Genomic DNA, 17,517 nt, shown 5'->3' with positions numbered 1-17,517 from the left:
GTCGTCGGTGATTTGTTGCTGACTACAACCTAACCGGAGCAGGCCGTCGGCACAACGCCGACACGGTGCCCGGGCAGGTCGGCTGGACGCGCCGCGGGGGCCCGGGCAGGATGGCAGGAGGTCGTCGTCGACCGCGCGCGTGCGCATCCGTCGGCCCGCCACCACCCGACGGAGAGGTCCCCGAACGCCATGACCGACGCATCGCCCGCCGCAGCCGGCTCGCCCCGGGACCCCGCCGACGACCGGAGGGAGGGGCTCGCGTTCCCGCCCGGCTTCCTGTTCGGGTCCGCCACCGCCGCATACCAGATCGAGGGCGCGGTCGACGAGGGTGGGCGCGGCGCCTCCATCTGGGACACGTTCAGCCGCACGCCCGGGAAGGTGCTCGGCGGCGACACGGGCGACGTCGCCGACGACCACTTCCACCGGCTCGAGTCCGACCTCGACCTGATGCAGGCGCTCGGCCTCGAGGCGTACCGCTTCTCGATCGCGTGGCCGCGCATCCAACCGACCGGTCGGGGTCCCGCGAACGCGGAGGGCCTCGCGTTCTACGGGCGGCTCGTCGACGGGCTGGTGGCGCGGGGGATCACGCCGATCGCGACGCTCTACCACTGGGACCTCCCGCAGGCGCTCGAGGACGAGGGCGGCTGGGCGAACCGGGAGACCGCGTACGCGTTCGCCGACTACGCGCGGATCATGGGCCAGGCGCTCGGCGACCGCATCGGCACCTGGACCACGCTGAACGAGCCGTGGTGCTCGGCGTACCTCGGCTACGCGGCCGGGGTGCACGCGCCGGGCCGCACCGACGCGGAGGACGCGTTCCGGGCCGTGCACCACCTGAACCTCGCCCACGGCCTCGCGGTCCGGGCGCTGCAGGAGGTCGTGCCCGCGGACGCCCGCTTCTCCATCACGCTGAACCTGCATGTGATCCGCGGGGAGGGCGACACGGGCCCCGAGGCCGTGCGGCGGGTGGACGGCGTGGGGAACCGCGTGTTCCTCGACCCGCTGCTGCACGGCCAGTACCCGGCCGACGTGCTCGCGGACACCGCGGGCATCACCGACTGGGCGTTCGTGCTGCCGGGCGACACGGAGCTGATCCGCCAGCCGCTGCACCTGCTGGGCGTCAACTACTACAACACCAGCCGGGTGCGGATGCGGGACGGCGCCGACGCGGGCGGCGGCACCTCCATCCACGGCGACGTGGCCGCGACGCCGTTCCCCGGCACCGACGACGTCGAGTTCCTGGAGCAGCCCGGCCCGTACACGGCGATGGGCTGGAACATCGAGCCGCAGGGGCTGGAGGACCTGCTCGTGTCGCTGCACGAGGAGTTCCCCGACCTGCCGCTCATGGTGACGGAGAACGGGGCGGCGTTCGACGACGAGGTGACCGTGGACGACGACGGCGTGCGCGCCGTGCACGACGCGGAGCGGATCGACTACCTGTCCCGGCACTTCGCCGCGGCCCACCGCGCGATCGAGCGCGGCGTCGACCTCCGCGGCTACCAGGTGTGGTCGCTCCTCGACAACTTCGAGTGGGCGTACGGGTACTCCAAGCGGTTCGGCATCGTGCACGTCGACTACGCGACGCAGGAGCGGACGCCGAAGGACAGCGCGCTCTGGTACGCGCGGCTCATCGCCGACCGCGCCATCCCGGCGCCCGACGCGCGGCCCGAGCGCCGCGTGCGCCCCGGGGCGTGAGCGGGCCGCCGCCCGGCACCGACGAGCGCGCCGTGCTCGCGGACGGCGTCGTGATGCGACCCGCGCGGATCACCGACGCCGCCGCGCTCGCCGCCGCGTACCGCGCCAACCGGGAGCACCTCCGGCCGTACGAGCCCGCGCGCACGGACGCGTTCTTCACATCCGCGGGGCAGCGCGCGCAGCTCGCGGGGCGCATCGCCGAGCGGGCGGCGGGATCCGGGCTGCCGTACCTCGTCGTCGAGGGCGACCGCGTCATCGGCCGCTGCGACCTGTTCGCGGTGAAGCGCGGCGCGGCGCAGAGCGCGAGCCTCGGCTACTGGATCGATCGGGAGCGGCAGGGCAGGGGCCTCGCGACGGCCGCGGCCCGGGAGGCGGTCCGCATCGCGCGCGCGGCCGGGCTGCACCGGCTGGAGGCGTCGACGCTGGTGGGGAACGGCGGATCCGAGGAGGTGCTCACGCGCGCCGGGTTCGCGGCCGTCGGGGTCGCCCCGGCGTACCTGCGGATCGACGGCGCCTGGCGCGACCACACGCTCTGGCAGCGGGTGGTCGACGGGGCGCGCTGAGCGACGCCCGACCGGACCGGGTCGGGCCTCAGGCCTCGAGGAGCAGCTCGGTCATGCTCCGCAGGCGCGCCTGCGCGCTGGAGTCGGCCCCGCTGCGGTGGACGACGTCGTCGTGCACCTTGTCGGCGACCCGCAGGAGGTCGGGGAGGATGCCGCGCCCGCGCTCCGTCAGGGCGATGAGGAGGCGTCGCTCGTCGGCCTGGTCGCGCTGCCGTGAGATGTAGCCGAGGAGCTCGAGGCGCTTGAACAGCGGCGACAGGGTGCCCGGCGTGAGCTGCACGGCGTCGCTGAGGTCGCCCGCGCGACGGGGATCCTGCTCGTGGAGGGCCAGCATGACGAGGTACTGCGGGTGGGTGAGGTGGTAGGGCTTGAGCAACGGCCGGTAGAGCGAGATCACCGCTCGGGACGCGGCGGCGAGCAGCAGTCCCATGTCGCGGTCGAGCAGCGCTCCGGCGTGGTCCGTCATGTGTCCTCCTGGCCGTCTGCGGGACGCGTCCCCCGACGGCCTGATCCCTTCGGACGCTACTCCCGAGATCGAGCGGCGGCGCGACCGCGGGTCGCACGCACAGCGCGCGCGGAGGCGGGCGTCACACCGTGCCGGGCGGCATCCAGCCCTGCTCGATCTGGTGGCGGCGCACCCGGGCGACCGCCCGATCCGCGTCGATCGGGACCGCCTCCCAGAGGATGCCGGAGCCGTCGAGCCAGCCCAGCGCGAGCATGGTGTCGGCCAGGTCCTCCACGAACATGGCGACCGTCCTGCCGTGGGAGCGGATGAGGTCGCCGTGCAGGCTCCAGCCGAAGTAGGCGGACAGGTACCTGGCCTGCTCGGAGTGGCTGCGCTGCAGGTGGCGGTTCTGCCGCTCGGTGGATCCGCCCGAGGCCTGGACCTCGTCCTGCAGCTCATCCGCGTGCTCGTCCGACATGCGTCCTCCTCCCTCCGCGTCCGGGCCGGCGGCGGACACCGCAGGCAGACCCCTCAGACATTACGGAGCACCCCCGACAATCCGCCGCGGACGGGAGCCGCGGGGCTCACGCCCGGCGGAGCTCCCAGTCGCCCACGCGGAGGCGCGCGAGCGCTTGGATGGCGGCGTGCACGGCGGGCGACGAGGATCCGCCGGGCGCCGTGACGACGTGGACCACGCGCTCGCCGACCCCGGAGATCCGCCGCCGGACGACGCCGCGGGGGAGGGGCGCGGTCGCGAGGGCCAGCGAGGGCAGGAGCGCGACCCCGAGCCCCGCCTGCACCATGCCCACGGCGGCGGCCGCGTTGTCCGTCTCGAAGGACGTCGCCGGGGCGAAGCCGCTGCGCGCGCACGCGCTGACGAGGTGGCGACGGCACCGGACGCAGCCGGCGATCCACCGGTCGTCGGCGAGGTCGCGGAGCGCGAGCGGGCCGCGGTGCCGCAGCGCGCGCGCCTCCGGCAGCACGGCCCAGAGGGTCTCGCGCCAGAGCGGCCGGGCCTCGAGGCCGTCGAGGGAGCGCGCGGCCGGGTCGTCGGGGTCGTCCGGGTAGGCGAAGGTGACGGCGACGTCGGCCTCGCGGGCGCGGACCGCCGCGACGGCCTCGGGCGGCTCGGCCTCGAGGTAGCCGAACCCGAGCCCCGGGTGCGCCGCCGCGAGGCCGCCGAGGAGCCGCGGCACGACCGTCGACGACGCGGACGGGAACGCCGCGACGCGGACGGTGCCCGCGCGGAGGCCGCGCAGGTCGTCGAGCTCGTCGGCGGCCCGGTCGATGGCGTGCACCACGGTCTCGGCGTGCCGGGCGAGGACGCGGCCGGCCTCCGTGAGGACGACCCCGCGGCCGGCGCGCGCGGTGACGGGCACGCCGATGCGCGCCTCCAGGCGCCGGAGGGTCTGCGACAGGGCCGGCTGGCTGACGCCGAGCGCCGCGGCGGCCGCGGTGATCGAGCCGCGCAGGGCGAGGGCGTGCACCGCCTGGAGCGCGGCCGAGTCGAGGTCGCGCGCGGTCGGGGGAGCGTCGGTCATGCGCGGAGCATAACGTGGGCTTATGGGATCCATGCCGGGCGGGGTCTTGATCGATGTATCCGCGCTCGCCACGCTGGACGCATGTCGACCCCGCCGCTCGCCGCCGACCTCCGCGACCTGTTCGAGGCCGGGCCCGGCTACCTCTCCGCGTGCACCATGGGCTTGCCGACGCGCGCCACGGTCGAGCGGCTGCGCGCCGACCTCACGACCTGGTCGGCCGGGGGATCCACCGCGCACGGCTACGGCGGCGTCGTCGAGGGCGTGCGCGCGTCGTACGCGTCGCTCGTGGGCGTGCCGGTCGGATCCGTCGCCGTGGGCTCGCAGACCGCCTCCTTCGTGAGCGTGCTGGCCGCCGCCGTCCCCGCGGGCGCCGAGGTGCTGTGCGTGACGGGCGACTTCAGCTCCCTGACGTACCCGTTCGTCGTGGCGGAGGCGCGCGGCGTCGTCGTGCGGCACGTGCCGCTCGAGGAGCTCGCGGCCGAGATCGGCCCGCGCACGCACCTGGTCGCGTTCTCGCTCGTGCAGTCCGCCGACGGCCGGGTCGCCGACGTCGCCGCCATCCGGGAGGCCGCGCGGATCCACGACGCCTTCACGCTCTGCGACACCACGCAGGCGGCCGGCGCCATGCCGATCGACGCGAGCCTGTTCGACGCCACCGCCTGCCACGCGTACAAGTGGCTCTGCGCCCCGCGCGGCGCGGCGTTCCTCACGCTGTCGGACCGCTACCGGCGCACCCTCGTCCCCGTCCAGGCGAACTGGTACGCGGGCGCCGACGTGTGGGCGTCCTGCTACGGACCGGCGATGGCGCTCGCCGAGGACGCGCGCGCGTTCGACGTGTCGCCCGCGTTCGGCGCGTGGGTGGGCGCGGCTCCGGCGATCGCGCTCTTCGCGCGCCTCGACCTCGACGCCGTGCACCGCAGGAACGTCGAGCTCGGCGACCTCGTGAGCGCGGGCCTCGGCATCGAGCCGCGCGGGCAGGCGATCGTCACGTGGCCGGACGCGGACGGCGCCGACCTCTCCGCGCTCGGGGCGGCCGGGATCGTCGCCTCGGGCCGCGCGGGCCGTGCGCGCATCGCGTTCCACGTCTGGAACGACGAGGACGACGTGGAGCGCGTGATCCGCGCGCTGCGTCCCTGACGCGCGGGTGGGCGGACGCGCGGACGAGGTGCGGCTCCCGACCCGCAGCGATTCCGTGGGCTGGGAATAAGCCGGGCGGGCACCCGTTGGACATCGAGGCGGTCGATCCGGCACGCCCCACGTCCTCCGGCGCCCCGCGCCCGCGCCACCCCCTCCCGAAGGAACGCTCCGTGTCGTCTGCCGTCCTCCATCCCGGCGACGCGCTCTCCCGCCGGGAGCGCATCGTCTACATCATCGTGCTGGGTGCCCTCGTCGGCCTCGGGCCCTTCACGATCGACCTCTACCTGCCCGCCTTCCCGGTGATCAAGGAGCAGTTCGGCGTCTCGGACGCGGCCGTCCAGCTGACCCTCACGGGCACGACCGTCGGGTTCGCGCTCGGCCAGCTCGTGGTCGGCCCGTGGAGCGACCGGGTGGGCCGGCGCCTGCCGCTCATCGTCGCGACGAGCCTGCACATCCTCGCGTCGCTCGGCGCCGCGCTCGCGCCGGACGTCACGGCGCTGCTCGTCTTCCGCATCCTCCAGGGTGCCGGCGCGGCCGGCGGCGCGGTCGTCGCGATGGCCATGGTGCGCGACCTCTTCGGCGGCCGTCCGCTGGTGCGCATGCTCTCGCGCCTCGCCCTCGTGACCGGGCTCGCGCCGATCCTCGCGCCCGTCATCGGCTCGCAGCTGCTGCGCTTCGTCGACTGGCGGGGCGTGTTCTACGCGCTCACCGCCTACGCGATCCTCGTCGTGATCGCCGTGACCTTCTTCATCGTCGAGACGCTGCCCAAGGACCGCGTGCGCATCGAGGAGAAGGGCACGCTGCTCCGCCGCTACCGCTCGGTGCTCGGCGACCGCGTGTTCGTCGGCGTCGCCCTCATCGGCGGCATGCAGTTCGCGGGGCTCTTCTCGTACCTCTCCAGCTCGTCGTTCCTGTTCCAGGACGTGTACGGGTTCGACGCGCAGCAGTTCGGGATCCTGTTCGGGATCAACTCGCTGGGGGTCGTGATCGGCAACCAGGTCGCGGCCCGGCTCACGAAGGTCATCGGGCCGCAGTGGATCCTCGCGGGCGTCGTCACCGTGCAGTTCCTGGCGTCCGCGACGATCGTGCTGCTCGGCACCTTCACCGACGCGGGGCTCCTCGGCACGCTGATCCCGCTGTTCTTCTTCATCCTCGCGTGCGGCTTCGGCTTCCCCTGCGTGCAGGTGCTCGGGCTCGTCAACCACGGGCACGAGGCGGGCACGGCGGCGTCGCTGCTGGGCGCCGTGAACTTCGGGCTGGCGGGCGCGATCTCGCCCATCGTCGGGGTGATCGGCATCACGTCGGGCGTGCCGATGGCGGCCGTCATGGGCGCGTGCGCGGTCGTCTCCATCCTCTCGATGTGGCTCATCGTGCAGCCGCGGACGGTGCCGGCGCTCACGAACTGACGCCGTCGACCGCGCGCGGGCGCTGGGTAGGGTGAGGCCATGAGCCCCACCCGCGACCCGGCCCGCCTCCGGGGCGTGGACGCCGCCCGAGGGCTCGCGGTCCTCGGGATGATGGCGGCGCACGTCGCGGTGCCGCGCACCCTCGAGCTCGACGAGCCCGCGTCGTGGCTCGCGATCGCCGACGGCCGGTCCTCCATCCTCTTCGCGACGCTCGCGGGGCTCTCCATCGCCCTGATGTCGGGACGCGACCGGCCGGTGGACGGGAGCGACCTCGCCCGCGCACGGCTGCGGATCCTCGTGCGCGCCGCGTGCCTGTTCCTGCTCGGCGGGCTGCTGGCGTCGCTCCAGACCTACGTGGCCGTGATCCTCGAGGTCTACGCCGTGCTCTTCGTCGCCGTGCTGCCGCTGCTGCGCTGGCGCGCGTCCCGCCTGCTCGCGCTGGCCGCGGTCGCCGCCGTCGCGCTGCCCGTCGCGACGACCGCCCTCGCCATCCACTTCGACGCCACGCTCATGCGGCCCGACCCGTTCGTCGTGCTCGTCGTCACCGGCCACTACCCGGCGCTCACGTGGGCGGTGTTCGCGATCGCGGGCCTCGGGATCGGGCGGCTCGCGCTCGGCTCGGCGCGCGTGCAGCTGCTGCTCGCGACGGTGGGCGCCGGCCTCGCCGTGCTGGCGTACGGCGGGTCGGCGCTCGTGGAGGCGGCCCTGCCCGCGCCGCCGCCCGGCTGGGAGTTCATCCTGTCGACGACGCCCCACGAGGGCTCGCCGTTCGAGGTCGTGGGATCCGGCGGGTTCGCCATCGCGGTGATCGGCCTGTGCCTGCGCATCGCCGCGCTCCTCCCAGCCGTGCTCGTGCCGTTCGAGGCGGTGGGGCAGCTCGCGCTGACCGTGTACGCGGTCCACATCGTGGTCATCGACCTCGTCGCGCCGGAGGGGGAGCTCATCGCGGACGACGGCGCGTACGTGGCGTTCGTCGTCGTGACGGTCGCGCTCTGCCTGCTCTGGACGAGGACCATCGGGCGCGGGCCGTTCGAGCGGGCGCTCGGCGCGGTCGCCGGGCGCGCGTCGGACCTCGCGCCGCGCGGATCCGGGGAGCGCGTGCGGGAGGGCGCCGGCTAGAGGGGCTGGCCGGATCCGCTCCGGGCGACGCGCGCGCACGCCCCGAGCCGGAGGAGCGCCTCCACCCGGGGCCGGCTCCGGACGTCGTGCGCGTCCCATGCCGCGGACAGCGCGCACCACGCCTCGGCCCAGGCGAGCACGTGGTCGAGGTCGGCGCCCGTCTCCTCGGCGACCACGCGCGCGCGACGCTCCAGGCGTCCCGGGCCGAGCGCGATCTCCGGGGTCGGGTTCGCGAGGACGTTCGCGGTGTCGAAGCCGGTGTCGCCGACGAGGGCCTTCGGGTCGATGGCGCGCCAGTCGTCGTCGCCGTCTCCGTCGCCGAAGCGCAGGACGTTGCCGTGGTGGACGTCGCCGTGCAGCACCGCGGTCGGCGCGGAGCCGGCGAGCAGCTCGCGGGCGATCCCCGCGCCGCGGTCCAACGACCGGGGGAGCGGTCGCTCGGGAGCGACCAGCTCGCGGAACCAGACGGCGAGCGGCACCGCCTCGGCGACCGCCCGCGCGTCCAGCGGGACGCGGTGCAGGCGGGCGGCGGCGCGGGCGAGGATCCGCGTGGCCCGGTCGTCGCGCGCGTCCGCGTCCGGCCCCTCGGCCGAGGCCTCCCGCACGAGGATCCCCGGGTCGTCCGCGCGCGCCATGAGCACGGTGCCGTCGGCGTCCGACGCGAGCACGGGCGCGGCGCCGCGGCCGGCCCACGCGGCCATCAGGCGCCCGCCGCGCCGCTCCTCCTCCACGAGCGGCACCTTGAGCATCAGGCGCGCGCCGTCCCGACGGACGGGGGCGATGGCGCTGCTCGCCGTGCGCACGCTCGGGCCGTCCGGATCCAGTCGCCAGCGTTCGAGGAGCGGCCGGAGCGCCGCGTCCGCGGCGGTGTCCGTCACAGCCGGAGCGACACGGGCACGCCCGTGAGCGCCATGATCGCGACGACGCCGCCGATCACGCACACGCCGAGGACGACGAGCGCCCCGGCCAGCGCGAGCCGCGACCGCTCGTACCAGGGCAGGATCCCGCGGCGGGCACCGCGCAGCTCCGCCATCGTGAGCACCTTCGCCTGCTCCGTCAGCGGCAGGTCGAGGTCGGCCGCCATCGAGCGCATGGTCACCAGGTCGTACACGTGGCCGCTGAGCCGGAGGAGGAGCCGTCCGTCGACGTCCATGATGAACAGGCGCGGCTGCGTGTCGAGCGTGAGGCCCTGGTAGACGTGCACCACGAGGAGGTCGTGCACCGTGCTGCCGCGGACGAGCGTGCGGCGCCCGAGGAAGCGGGTCTCGACGTCGCCCGTGGCGTGCGAGATCCGCACGTACGAGGTGACGTAGAGGCCGGCGAGCAGGCCGCCGAGCAGCACGACCACGGCGACGCCGAGGAGCACGGCCGCCGCGTTCCCGGTGGGGACGGCGAGCACGAGGAGAGCCGCGCCCAGGGGCACGACGAGCGCGAGCGTGGCGAGGGCGAGCTGCTGCAGGAGGGCCGCCCGGGGACGCAGGAGCGTGGTGGTCCCGTCGGTGCGCACGTCGCCGTCGTGGTGCACGTCGCCTCCGGTCGTCGTCCGAGGCCGTCCTCGTGTCCGCCGTCGTCCGGCGCGCGCCGCGCGTCTCGGGCGGCGGGACCCGCGGATGCGGGCGGGACGACCGGTCCAGCCTAGGTGGGAGCCGCCCCGGTGGGCAGGGGCTCTATGGGGGACACGCGGAGCCGGCCGGGGTACAGCTGCGCGGCCGCCGACGGGACCCGGATGCGGCGAGAGCCCCGCCGGACCGGGGTCCGTCGGGGCTCTCGTGCGGTCTGGCGGAGGATAGGGGATTCGAACCCCTGAGGGCTTTCACCCAACACGCTTTCCAAGCGTGCGCCATAGGCCACTAGGCGAATCCTCCATGACGCGTGCCGCTGGCGTCTGGAACGCGCGGCGGCACCCGTCGATACTACCTGCCCGGGAGGATGCTCGATGCACCCGGGGTGTCGAGCAGTCCCGCGAGCGCCCGACGTGAGGGCGCCCCGAGCTTGGCGCGCGCCTGGTAGAGGTGCGACTCCACCGTCCGGACCGACAGGAACAGGCGCCCGGCGATCTCGCGGTTGCTCAACCCCTGGGCCGCGAGCACGCCGATCTCGAGCTCCCGTCGGGTCAGCATGCTCACGTCGAGGACGGGCGTGACCGTGGACGTCTCCGCCGCGGGGGCGCCGCGGTCGATGCGGGCCTGGATGCGCGCGAGGGTCGCCCGCGCCTCGGCGAGGGCGTGCCCGTGCTCGCCGCCCGCCAGCATGCGGAGGAGGTCCTCGCAGGCGGTGAGGGCCTGCTGGTGCAGGCCGGACTCCTCGAGCGTGCGCACGCCCTGCGCGACGAGCGCCGGGTCCGCCGTGCGGGATCCCTCCACCACCTCGGCCAGGCCGTGCAGCGCCGGGACGTCGGTGCGCTCCCGCACCAGGCGCGCGCCCTCGACGAGGCGGGCGTCCGTCGACCCGAGCGTCCACGCCCGGAACAGCATGCCCGCGCGGAGCGCGTGCGCCTCGCCGCTGAGGTCGCCCGCGTCGAGAAGGAGCGCGGCGGCCTCCTCCGGCCACCCGCGGGAGGCGAGGATCTCCACGCGCACCCCCTCGGCGAGCATGCGCTGGTACGGGTAGCGCGGGTCGGCGCGGTGCGCGATCTCCGTCGCGATGCGCTCGGCCTCCTCGGTGCGGCCGCGGAGGGCGAGCACGCGGGCGCGCTGCATCCCGATCCAGAGCCGCCAGGTGCCGATGTCCGGGCCGATGAGGCGGTCGTCGGCGAGGGCCAGCTCGGCCTCCGCGCGGTCGAGCCGACCGAGGTCGAGGGCGACGCCGCCCGTGATCGCGCCGAGGACGGGGATGAACCACTGCGCGTCCTGCGCGATGGCCGACTCCACCCACGCGTCCAGCTCCCGCTCGAGGTCGGGGAGGTCGAGGCGGCAGAGCCGGCGGCTGAACGCGCTCGCCGAGAGGAGCTCGAGGCGCGCCTCCTCGAGGAGGATGTCGTCGTAGGTGCCGCGGCGGTCGGAGCTGCGCGCCACGAGCCCGAGGCCCTCGTCGATGGCCTCGCCCAGCTCGGCGCCGCGACCCAGGTGGCCGAGCGCGAGGACGACCGCGCGCTGGGCGCGGAGGCGCACGAGCGTGTTCGACGTGAGCGCCGCCGCGTCGCGTGCCGCGGTGAGCGCGGCCTCCCACTCCATCAGCCCGAGCGACATCGCCGCGCCGATGACGGCGGCCTGGGCGCGCTCGTCGGGATGGGTGTCGGCGCCGCGCGCGACCTGGTCGAGCATCCGGTGGACGCGGTCGGTGCCCGGCATGGCGGCGTGCGTCGACAGCACGCGCCAGTGCAGCGCCTCGACGCGCTCGGACGGCGTGAGGGCCGTGGCGTCGAGCGCGTCGAGCAGCTCCATCGCCCGCGCCGGGTTGCCGAGCACGGTCAGCGCGCGACCGGTCTCGCACGCCGCGTAGGCGTCCGAGCCGCCCTGCCCGGCGATCTCCGCGAAGGCGAGCGCGTCGTGGGTCATGCCGACGTCGTTGGCCAGCCGCGAGGCGACCAGGTGCACGGCCGCGAGGGTGCCGGCGCCGAAGCGCTGGACGGCGTCGCGGCGGCCGTCGTCGGTGAGCGTGCGCGCGATCAGCAGGCTCTCCTTCGGGCTGAGCGGCACGCCGTGGGCGGCCTCCTGGAGCAGCATGCCGACGACGCGTCGGGTGAGGGCCTCCACGGCGTCCGGGTCGGTGCGGGCGAGCGCGGCCTCGGCCTCCAGCAGGTCGGCGCGGAGGATCCGGTCGCCGAGGCCCTGCACGCGCGCCAGGCCGCGTGCCCCGAGCACCCGCAGGATGGTCTCGCCGAAGAGGCGGGCGGCGCGCTGGTAGGGGACGCCGTCGAGGCGGGCGAGGAGCACGAGCGTGCTCCGCTCGTCGTCGTCGAGCATCGAGACGCGCGAGGAGACGAGGTCGAGGATCCGGGCCCTGGGCGCGTGCGGGCTGGGGAAGGCGTAGCCCGTGACGGTGCGCTCCGTGCCGTCCGACTCGAGCGCCTCGAAGGTCAGCTCGCGGACGAGGAACGGGCGGCCGCCGCTGCGGCGCTGGATCTGCACCCGCGTCGCCTGGTCGAGCGCCACCTGGCCCGCGATCGTGTCGATCATCGCGTCGACCTCGGCCGGGTCGAGCGGGGAGAGGTCGAGCCGCTCGGCGTAGCCGTTCCGCCAGAGGCCGAGGATCTCGTGGGCCGCCTGCGCCGTGCGCATGGCCTGGTCGCCACCGGTCTCGAGGTCACGCGCGCGGAGCTGGCGGGGATCGCCGCCGGTGTCGTCCACCGTCACGAGCAGCGTGCAGCGCTCGCTCGCGCGGGCGTCGGCGAGGGCGGCGCGCAGCTCGGGCGCCATGAGGTGCCCGTCGTCGATCACCACCACGGGTCGCGCCGCGGGGAGCGGGCGCGCCACGCGGATCCCGGGGACCTGGTCGACGACCCGGCGGAGGACGTCCGCGAGGTCCGGGGTGGAGGCGTGGGCGCGGATCACGGTGAGCCCGCTGCGCGTGAGCGCGTCCGCCACGCGGCCGGCCACGTGGCTGCGCCCCGAGCCGACGCTGCCGGTGACCACGACGCTCGTGCCCGCGGAGAGCCAGCGCTCGAGCGTCTCGAGATCCCGGGCCCGGCCGCCGCGGCCGGGAGGCGGGCTCTCGATGCGGCGGCTCGACCGGATGTAGGTGTGCGTCATCTGCTTCATGTGACCCCCGTCGCGTCAAAGCGGTGGTCCGCGCCGCATCCCCCGAGGCTGCGCGGTCCTTGTGGACCCATCTTGCGCGGAATGCGGGGTCCCAGCCAGGCGAACCGACGTTTACTGATCGGATGCGCCATGGAAATAAGTAGTCGGCACTGTGGGGGACACGATCCGACGCTCCTAGCGTGTGATCCATGTCCGGGCATGGGGATGCTCCGGACGGTGCGCTCCGGCGCACCATGCGCGCGATCAGCGGGAGGACGACGGCTTCGGGTGCCGTCGACCCGCGGCGTCGCGCGCGGCACGACCCGGGTGCCCCAGCAGCCCCGGAAGCGGATGACGGCCCCCTCCGGGGAGGAGGGGGCCGTCATCCGGATGCGCGTGGGTCGCGCGTCGTGCGGCGCCGCTAGTAGCGCAGCCCCGCGATGGCCTCGGCGACGGGCTCCTCGCCCGAGATCGCCTCGAACTGGACGCGGACGCCCGTGCCGTCGATGAGCGCGGTCGCGACGATCTCCGCGACGTCGGCGCGCGGGATGGTGCCGCGGCCCGTGGACGTGCCCACCTGGATCCGGCCGGTTCCGGCGTCGTCCGTGAGGCCGCCGGGGCGGACGATGGTCCAGTCGATGTCGCGGGCCCGGAGGTCGGCGTCCGCCTCGGACTTCGCGCGCTGGTAGATCTCGTAGGTGTCGTCGCTGTCCGGGTCGAAGCCGTCGACGGCCATGGCCGAGATCATGACGTAGCGCGTGACGCCCGCCTGCTCGGCGGCGTCGGCCAGCAGGATCGCGCCGTCGCGGTCGATGGTGAGCTTGCGCTCGGGACCGGAGTCCGGCCCGCCGCCGGCCGCGAAGACCACGGCGTCGGCGCCGCGGAGGGCATCGGCGACCTGGCCGACGTCGCTCTTCTCGAGGTCGAGCACGAGCGCCTCGGCGCCCGCGTCGGCGAGGTCGGACGCGTGGTCCGGGTTGCGGACGATGCCGACGGGCTGGTGGCCCGCATCGGCGAGGCGTCGTTCGAGCAGTCGGGCGATCTGGCCGTGTCCTCCGGCGATGATGATGCGCATGACGTCCACGCTACGCCCGGCGCGGTGACCGGCTCCTGGGCGCCGGCGCCCGCCCGACCGGCCTCCCGCGTCGGGTACACTCGGTGTCGGCTCCTCGCGTGGTGCCATCCAGGTGAACTCCCCCAGGGCGGAGACGCAGCAAGGGCAGCCGGGCTCTGGCAGGTGCGCGAGGGGTCTTCTCCTTTTAACACCCGCAGGTCTCCGTGCAGGCGACGCCCATAGGCTGGCCGTCATGGCTCGGAGCATCTACATCACGTCCGCCGAAGGGCACTCGGGCAAGTCGACGGTCGCGCTGGGAGTCCTCGACACCCTCACCCACCAGATCCAGCGCGTGGGCGTGTTCCGGCCGATCGCGCGCTCCATCGTGGAGCGCGACTACGTGCTCGAGGCGCTGCTCTCGCACGACGGCGTGGACCTCGACTACGACGAGTGCGTGGGCGTGACCTACGACGACGTGCACGCGGACCCCGAGGCCGCGCTCTCGCGCATCGTCGAGCGGTACAAGGCCGTCGAGGCGAAGTGCGACGCGGTCGTCATCGTCGGCAGCGACTACACCGACGTGGGCAGCCCCACCGAGCTGTCCTTCAACGCGCGCATCGCGGCGAACCTCGGCGCGCCCGTGCTCCTCGTGCTCACGGGCCGCCGCACGGACGACACCGGCGGCCGCAGCCCGGACGAGATGCGCCAGATCGCCGACCTCGCCATCCCCGAGCTGGTCACCGCCCACGCGGGCCTCCTCGGAGTGGTCGTGAACCGCGCGGATCCCGCCCAGCTGGACGCCATCACGGCCGCGATCCCCGCCGCCGTCCCCGCCTCCCTCCAGGCCAGGGCGCCGCACGTGCCCGTCTGGGCGATCCCGGAGGACGCGTTCCTCGTCGCCCCCACGGTCGCGGAGCTCCTCGACGCGGTCGACGGCACGCTCATGAAGGGCGACGCCGCGCTCCTCCGCCGCGAGGCGCTCGGCGTGGTCGTCTCCGCCATGTCGATGGAGAACGTGCTCGCCCGCCTCACCGAGGGCGCCATCGTCGTGATCCCCGGCGACCGCAGCGAGGTCCTCCTCGCCGTGCTCACGGCCCACGCCTCCGAGACCTTCCCCACGGTCGCGGGCATCGTGCTCAACGGCGGCTTCGCGCTGTCGCCCACCATCGAGACGCTCATCGCCGGGCTCGACGAGACCCTGCCGATCATCTCCACCGAGCTCGGCACCTACGAGACCGCGAAGCGCATCACGCAGACCCGCGGCCGGCTCTCGCCCGAGTCCGGGCGCAAGATGGACACGGCGCTCGCCGCGTTCGAGCAGCACGTCGACACGTCCCGGCTGCTGGAGCTCCTCGACGTCAGCCGCTCCGACGTGGTCACGCCGCTCATGTTCGAGTACGGCCTCATCGAGCGGGCGCGCACGGCGGGCAAGCGCATCGTCCTCCCCGAGGGCACCGACGACCGCGTGCTCCGCGCCGCCGGCACGATCCTCAGCCGCGGCATCGCCGACGTCACGATCCTCGGCGAGGAGATCGAGGTGCGCTCGCGCGCCATCGGCCTCGGCATCGACATCGGCCGCGCCACCGTGCTCAGCCCCTTCGACGCCGTGCTCCGCGAGCGCTTCGCCGAGGAGTACGTCAAGCTCCGGGCGCACAAGGGCATGGTGCTCGACATCGCGCGCGAGACCGTCACCGACGTCTCCTACTTCGGCACGATGATGGTGCAGCTCGGGCTCGCCGACGGCATGGTCTCCGGCGCCGCGCACACGACGGCGCACACCATCCGGCCGGGCTTCGAGATCATCAAGACCACCGAGGGCGTCTCCGTCGTCTCGTCCGTGTTCCTCATGGCGCTCGCCGACCGCGTGCTCGTCTACGGCGACTGCGCCGTGAACCCGGATCCCACGGCCGACCAGCTCGCCGACATCGCCATCTCGTCGGCCGAGACCGCCGCCCAGTTCGGCATCGAGCCGCGCATCGCGATGCTCTCCTACTCGACGGGGGAGTCCGGCGCCGGCGCCGACGTGGAGAAGGTGCGCCAGGCCACGGCGCGCGTGCGGGAGCTGCGCCCCGACCTCGCGGTCGAGGGCCCCATCCAGTACGACGCGGCGGCGGACGCGGCGGTCGCGGCCACGAAGATGCCCGACTCGCAGGTCGCCGGCCGTGCGACGGTGTTCATCTTCCCGGACCTCAACACGGGCAACAACACCTACAAGGCCGTGCAGCGCTCGGCCGGCGCGGTCGCCATCGGGCCCGTGCTGCAGGGGCTCCGGAAGCCCATCAACGACCTCTCGCGCGGCGCGCTCGTGCAGGACATCGTCAACACCGTCGCCATCACCGCCATCCAGGCCGAGGGGATCGAGGCGGGCTAGCCGCCCGTCCGTCCCGTCGTCCTTCCCCATCCGCGTCCCCCGTCAGGAGCCCGCCCGTGCCCGTCGTCCTCGTCGTCAACTCCGGATCGTCGTCCTTCAAGTACCAGCTCATCGAGATGGGCACGGAGTCCGTGCTCGCGTCCGGCCTCGTGGAGCGCATCGGCGAGGCGAGCGGATCCACCCGGCACAGGGCCGGCGGCGACTCGTGGGAGCGCGAGCTGCCCATCGCCGACCACACCGCGGGCTTCCAGGCGATGCTCGACGCGTTCGCGGAGCACGGCCCGTCGCTCGAGGAGGGGCCGCCCGTGGCGGTCGGCCATCGCGTCGTGCACGGCGGGGACGTGTTCGTCGAGCCCACCGTCGTCACCGACCGGGTGAAGGCCGACATCGACGACCTCTCCGCGCTCGCGCCGCTGCACAACCCGGGCGCGCTGCAGGGCATCGAGGCCGCGCAGGCGGCCTTCCCCGACGTGCCGCACGTGGCCGTCTTCGACACCGCGTTCCACCAGACGCTGCCGGCCGAGGCCTACACGTACGCGATCGACCGGGAGCTCGCGGCCGCGCACCGCATCCGCCGCTACGGCTTCCACGGCACGAGCCACAAGTTCGTCTCGGAGGCCGCCGCGCGCCTGCTCGGGAAGCCGCTGGAGGAGACGCGGATCATCGTGCTGCACCTCGGCAACGGCGCGTCCGCCGCGGCGGTGCAGGGCGGGCGCTCCATCGACACGTCCATGGGCCTCACGCCGCTCGAGGGGCTCGTCATGGGGACGCGCTCCGGCGACATCGACCCGGCGATCCTCTTCCACCTCGCCCGCCACACCGACCTCGGCCTCGACGACCTCGAGACGCTGCTCAACCGCGGGAGCGGGCTGCTCGGCCTCACCGGGCTCGGCGACATGCGCGACGTGCAGCGCGCCGCGGCCGACGGCGACGAGGCCGCGCAGACCGCGCTGGGGGTCTACCGGCATCGGATCCGCCACTACGTCGGCGCGTACGCGGCCCAGCTCGGCGGGGTCGACGCGGTCGTGTTCACGGCGGGCGTCGGCGAGAACAACCCGCTCGTGCGCCGGCGGTCGCTCGCGGGGCTCGAGTTCATGGGGATCGGGATCGACGACGACCGCAACGAGCTGATCAGCTCCGAGCCGCGCTTCGTGAGCCCCGAGGGGTCGCCCGTGGCCGTGCTCGTGATCCCCACCGACGAGGAGCTCGAGATCGCCCGGCAGTCGCTCGCGGCCACCGCGGGCTGACCGCCCGCCCCCTCCGCGCACGCCCCCGAGGCCCGCGATCCGACCGGATCGCGGGCCTCGCGTCGTGCTGCCCGCCGCCCGGATCAGTAGCGCCACTGGGACGCCTACTGATCTGAGCGCGTGGCCCCGACCGCGCAGACCAGTGCCCCGCAGTGTTGTCGGCCCCGCGACCGGATGCGAGCCTCAGACGACCGTGGGAGTGGTGGGGGCCGCCCCGCGGTGACGCACGGCTGTGCCCACGAGCGCAGCCGGCCATGCAA

Annotated in this window: 14 protein-coding genes, 1 tRNA gene and 1 other RNA gene; 8 read left to right on the top strand and 8 right to left on the bottom strand. The window is 74.7% G+C overall.

The window, feature by feature from the left end:
- The first annotated feature begins 189 nt into the window (after positions 1–189).
- A complete protein-coding gene (locus ITJ44_RS04960; protein ID WP_194633614.1) occupies positions 190–1,695 on the top strand; it encodes a GH1 family beta-glucosidase in 1,506 nt (501 codons plus the stop codon).
- Complete coding sequence (locus ITJ44_RS04955; protein WP_194633613.1) at positions 1,692–2,258, top strand: GNAT family N-acetyltransferase; 567 nt, start codon at positions 1,692–1,694, stop codon at positions 2,256–2,258. The genes ITJ44_RS04960 and ITJ44_RS04955 overlap by 4 nt, the downstream gene beginning before the upstream one ends.
- A gap of 28 nt (positions 2,259–2,286) precedes the next feature.
- Here ITJ44_RS04955 and ITJ44_RS04950 read toward each other — a convergent pair whose 3' ends face one another.
- The 3 genes from ITJ44_RS04950 to ITJ44_RS04940 form a co-directional block, all read right to left on the bottom strand.
- Complete coding sequence (locus tag ITJ44_RS04950; protein ID WP_194633612.1) at positions 2,287–2,724, bottom strand: MarR family winged helix-turn-helix transcriptional regulator; 438 nt, start codon at positions 2,722–2,724, stop codon at positions 2,287–2,289.
- 121 nt (positions 2,725–2,845) lie between these two features.
- The gene (locus ITJ44_RS04945) at positions 2,846–3,181 is read right to left on the bottom strand and encodes a hypothetical protein (RefSeq protein ID WP_194633611.1); all 336 of its coding nucleotides are present in this window, start codon (positions 3,179–3,181) and stop codon (positions 2,846–2,848) included.
- Between the two features lie 106 nt (positions 3,182–3,287).
- Complete coding sequence (locus ITJ44_RS04940; RefSeq protein ID WP_194633610.1) at positions 3,288–4,244, bottom strand: LysR family transcriptional regulator; 957 nt, start codon at positions 4,242–4,244, stop codon at positions 3,288–3,290.
- A gap of 81 nt (positions 4,245–4,325) precedes the next feature.
- Between ITJ44_RS04940 and ITJ44_RS04935 the strand changes: the two genes are divergently transcribed.
- The 3 genes from ITJ44_RS04935 to ITJ44_RS04925 all read left to right on the top strand — a co-directional run bounded on the left by ITJ44_RS04935 (position 4,326) and on the right by ITJ44_RS04925 (position 7,906).
- On the top strand, positions 4,326–5,381 hold the full coding sequence (locus ITJ44_RS04935) for an aminotransferase class V-fold PLP-dependent enzyme (RefSeq protein ID WP_194633609.1): 1,056 nt from the start codon (positions 4,326–4,328) through the stop codon (positions 5,379–5,381).
- Between the two features lie 170 nt (positions 5,382–5,551).
- Positions 5,552–6,787, top strand: coding sequence for a multidrug effflux MFS transporter (locus tag ITJ44_RS04930; RefSeq protein WP_194633608.1), 1,236 nt, complete (start codon positions 5,552–5,554; stop codon positions 6,785–6,787).
- A 39-nt stretch (positions 6,788–6,826) separates the two neighbouring features.
- Entirely contained in the window at positions 6,827–7,906 is a 1,080-nt protein-coding gene (locus ITJ44_RS04925) for a heparan-alpha-glucosaminide N-acetyltransferase domain-containing protein (RefSeq protein ID WP_194633607.1), read from the top strand.
- Here the strand turns inward: ITJ44_RS04925 and ITJ44_RS04920 are convergent.
- The 5 genes from ITJ44_RS04920 to ITJ44_RS04900 form a co-directional block, all read right to left on the bottom strand.
- Entirely contained in the window at positions 7,903–8,784 is an 882-nt protein-coding gene (locus tag ITJ44_RS04920; RefSeq protein WP_194633606.1) for an aminoglycoside phosphotransferase family protein, read from the bottom strand. The genes ITJ44_RS04925 and ITJ44_RS04920 overlap by 4 nt on opposite strands.
- Positions 8,781–9,431: a hypothetical protein gene (locus ITJ44_RS04915; RefSeq protein WP_194633605.1), complete on the bottom strand. Its 651-nt coding sequence runs from the start codon at positions 9,429–9,431 to the stop codon at positions 8,781–8,783. The genes ITJ44_RS04920 and ITJ44_RS04915 overlap by 4 nt, the downstream gene beginning before the upstream one ends.
- A 252-nt stretch (positions 9,432–9,683) precedes the next feature.
- Positions 9,684–9,771 (bottom strand) — tRNA-Ser (locus tag ITJ44_RS04910).
- Positions 9,772–9,819: 48 nt separating this feature from the next.
- Positions 9,820–12,606: a LuxR C-terminal-related transcriptional regulator gene (locus ITJ44_RS04905; RefSeq protein ID WP_194633604.1), complete on the bottom strand. Its 2,787-nt coding sequence runs from the start codon at positions 12,604–12,606 to the stop codon at positions 9,820–9,822.
- 400 nt (positions 12,607–13,006) lie between these two features.
- On the bottom strand, positions 13,007–13,660 hold the full coding sequence (locus ITJ44_RS04900; RefSeq protein WP_194633603.1) for an SDR family oxidoreductase: 654 nt from the start codon (positions 13,658–13,660) through the stop codon (positions 13,007–13,009).
- A gap of 85 nt (positions 13,661–13,745) precedes the next feature.
- On the opposite strand from ITJ44_RS04900, the gene ffs reads away from it, so the two are divergent.
- The 3 genes from ffs to ITJ44_RS04885 all read left to right on the top strand — a co-directional run bounded on the left by ffs (position 13,746) and on the right by ITJ44_RS04885 (position 17,257).
- Positions 13,746–13,842, top strand: an RNA gene (gene ffs / locus ITJ44_RS04895) — signal recognition particle sRNA small type.
- Between the two features lie 50 nt (positions 13,843–13,892).
- A complete protein-coding gene (pta, locus tag ITJ44_RS04890; protein ID WP_194633602.1) occupies positions 13,893–16,010 on the top strand; it encodes a phosphate acetyltransferase in 2,118 nt (705 codons plus the stop codon).
- Positions 16,011–16,066: 56 nt separating this feature from the next.
- Positions 16,067–17,257, top strand: coding sequence for an acetate kinase (locus tag ITJ44_RS04885; protein WP_194633601.1), 1,191 nt, complete (start codon positions 16,067–16,069; stop codon positions 17,255–17,257).
- The last annotated feature ends 260 nt before the right edge of the window (positions 17,258–17,517 follow it).

It is taken from the genome of Clavibacter sp. VKM Ac-2873 (genome assembly GCF_015351075.1).
GTDB lineage: Bacteria > Actinomycetota > Actinomycetes > Actinomycetales > Microbacteriaceae > Clavibacter.
Note: the sequence above shows the minus strand (reverse complement) of the source record. Positions and strands in the feature narration are given on the sequence as shown.

Excerpts from the sequence above, each read along its gene's own strand:
- ITJ44_RS04925 (WP_194633607.1), top strand. The coding sequence starts at position 6,827 with ATGAGCCCCACCCGCGACCCGGCCCGCCTCCGGGGCGTGGACGCCGCC.
- pta (WP_194633602.1), top strand. The coding sequence starts at position 13,893 with ATGGCTCGGAGCATCTACATCACGTCCGCCGAAGGGCACTCGGGCAAG.
- ITJ44_RS04945 (WP_194633611.1), bottom strand. The coding sequence starts at position 3,181 with ATGTCGGACGAGCACGCGGATGAGCTGCAGGACGAGGTCCAGGCCTCG.
- ITJ44_RS04935 (WP_194633609.1), top strand. The coding sequence starts at position 4,326 with ATGTCGACCCCGCCGCTCGCCGCCGACCTCCGCGACCTGTTCGAGGCC.
- ITJ44_RS04940 (WP_194633610.1), bottom strand. The coding sequence starts at position 4,244 with ATGACCGACGCTCCCCCGACCGCGCGCGACCTCGACTCGGCCGCGCTC.
- ITJ44_RS04905 (WP_194633604.1), bottom strand. The coding sequence starts at position 12,606 with ATGAAGCAGATGACGCACACCTACATCCGGTCGAGCCGCCGCATCGAG.
- ITJ44_RS04960 (WP_194633614.1), top strand. The coding sequence starts at position 190 with ATGACCGACGCATCGCCCGCCGCAGCCGGCTCGCCCCGGGACCCCGCC.
- ITJ44_RS04900 (WP_194633603.1), bottom strand. The coding sequence starts at position 13,660 with ATGCGCATCATCATCGCCGGAGGACACGGCCAGATCGCCCGACTGCTC.
- ITJ44_RS04950 (WP_194633612.1), bottom strand. The coding sequence starts at position 2,724 with ATGACGGACCACGCCGGAGCGCTGCTCGACCGCGACATGGGACTGCTG.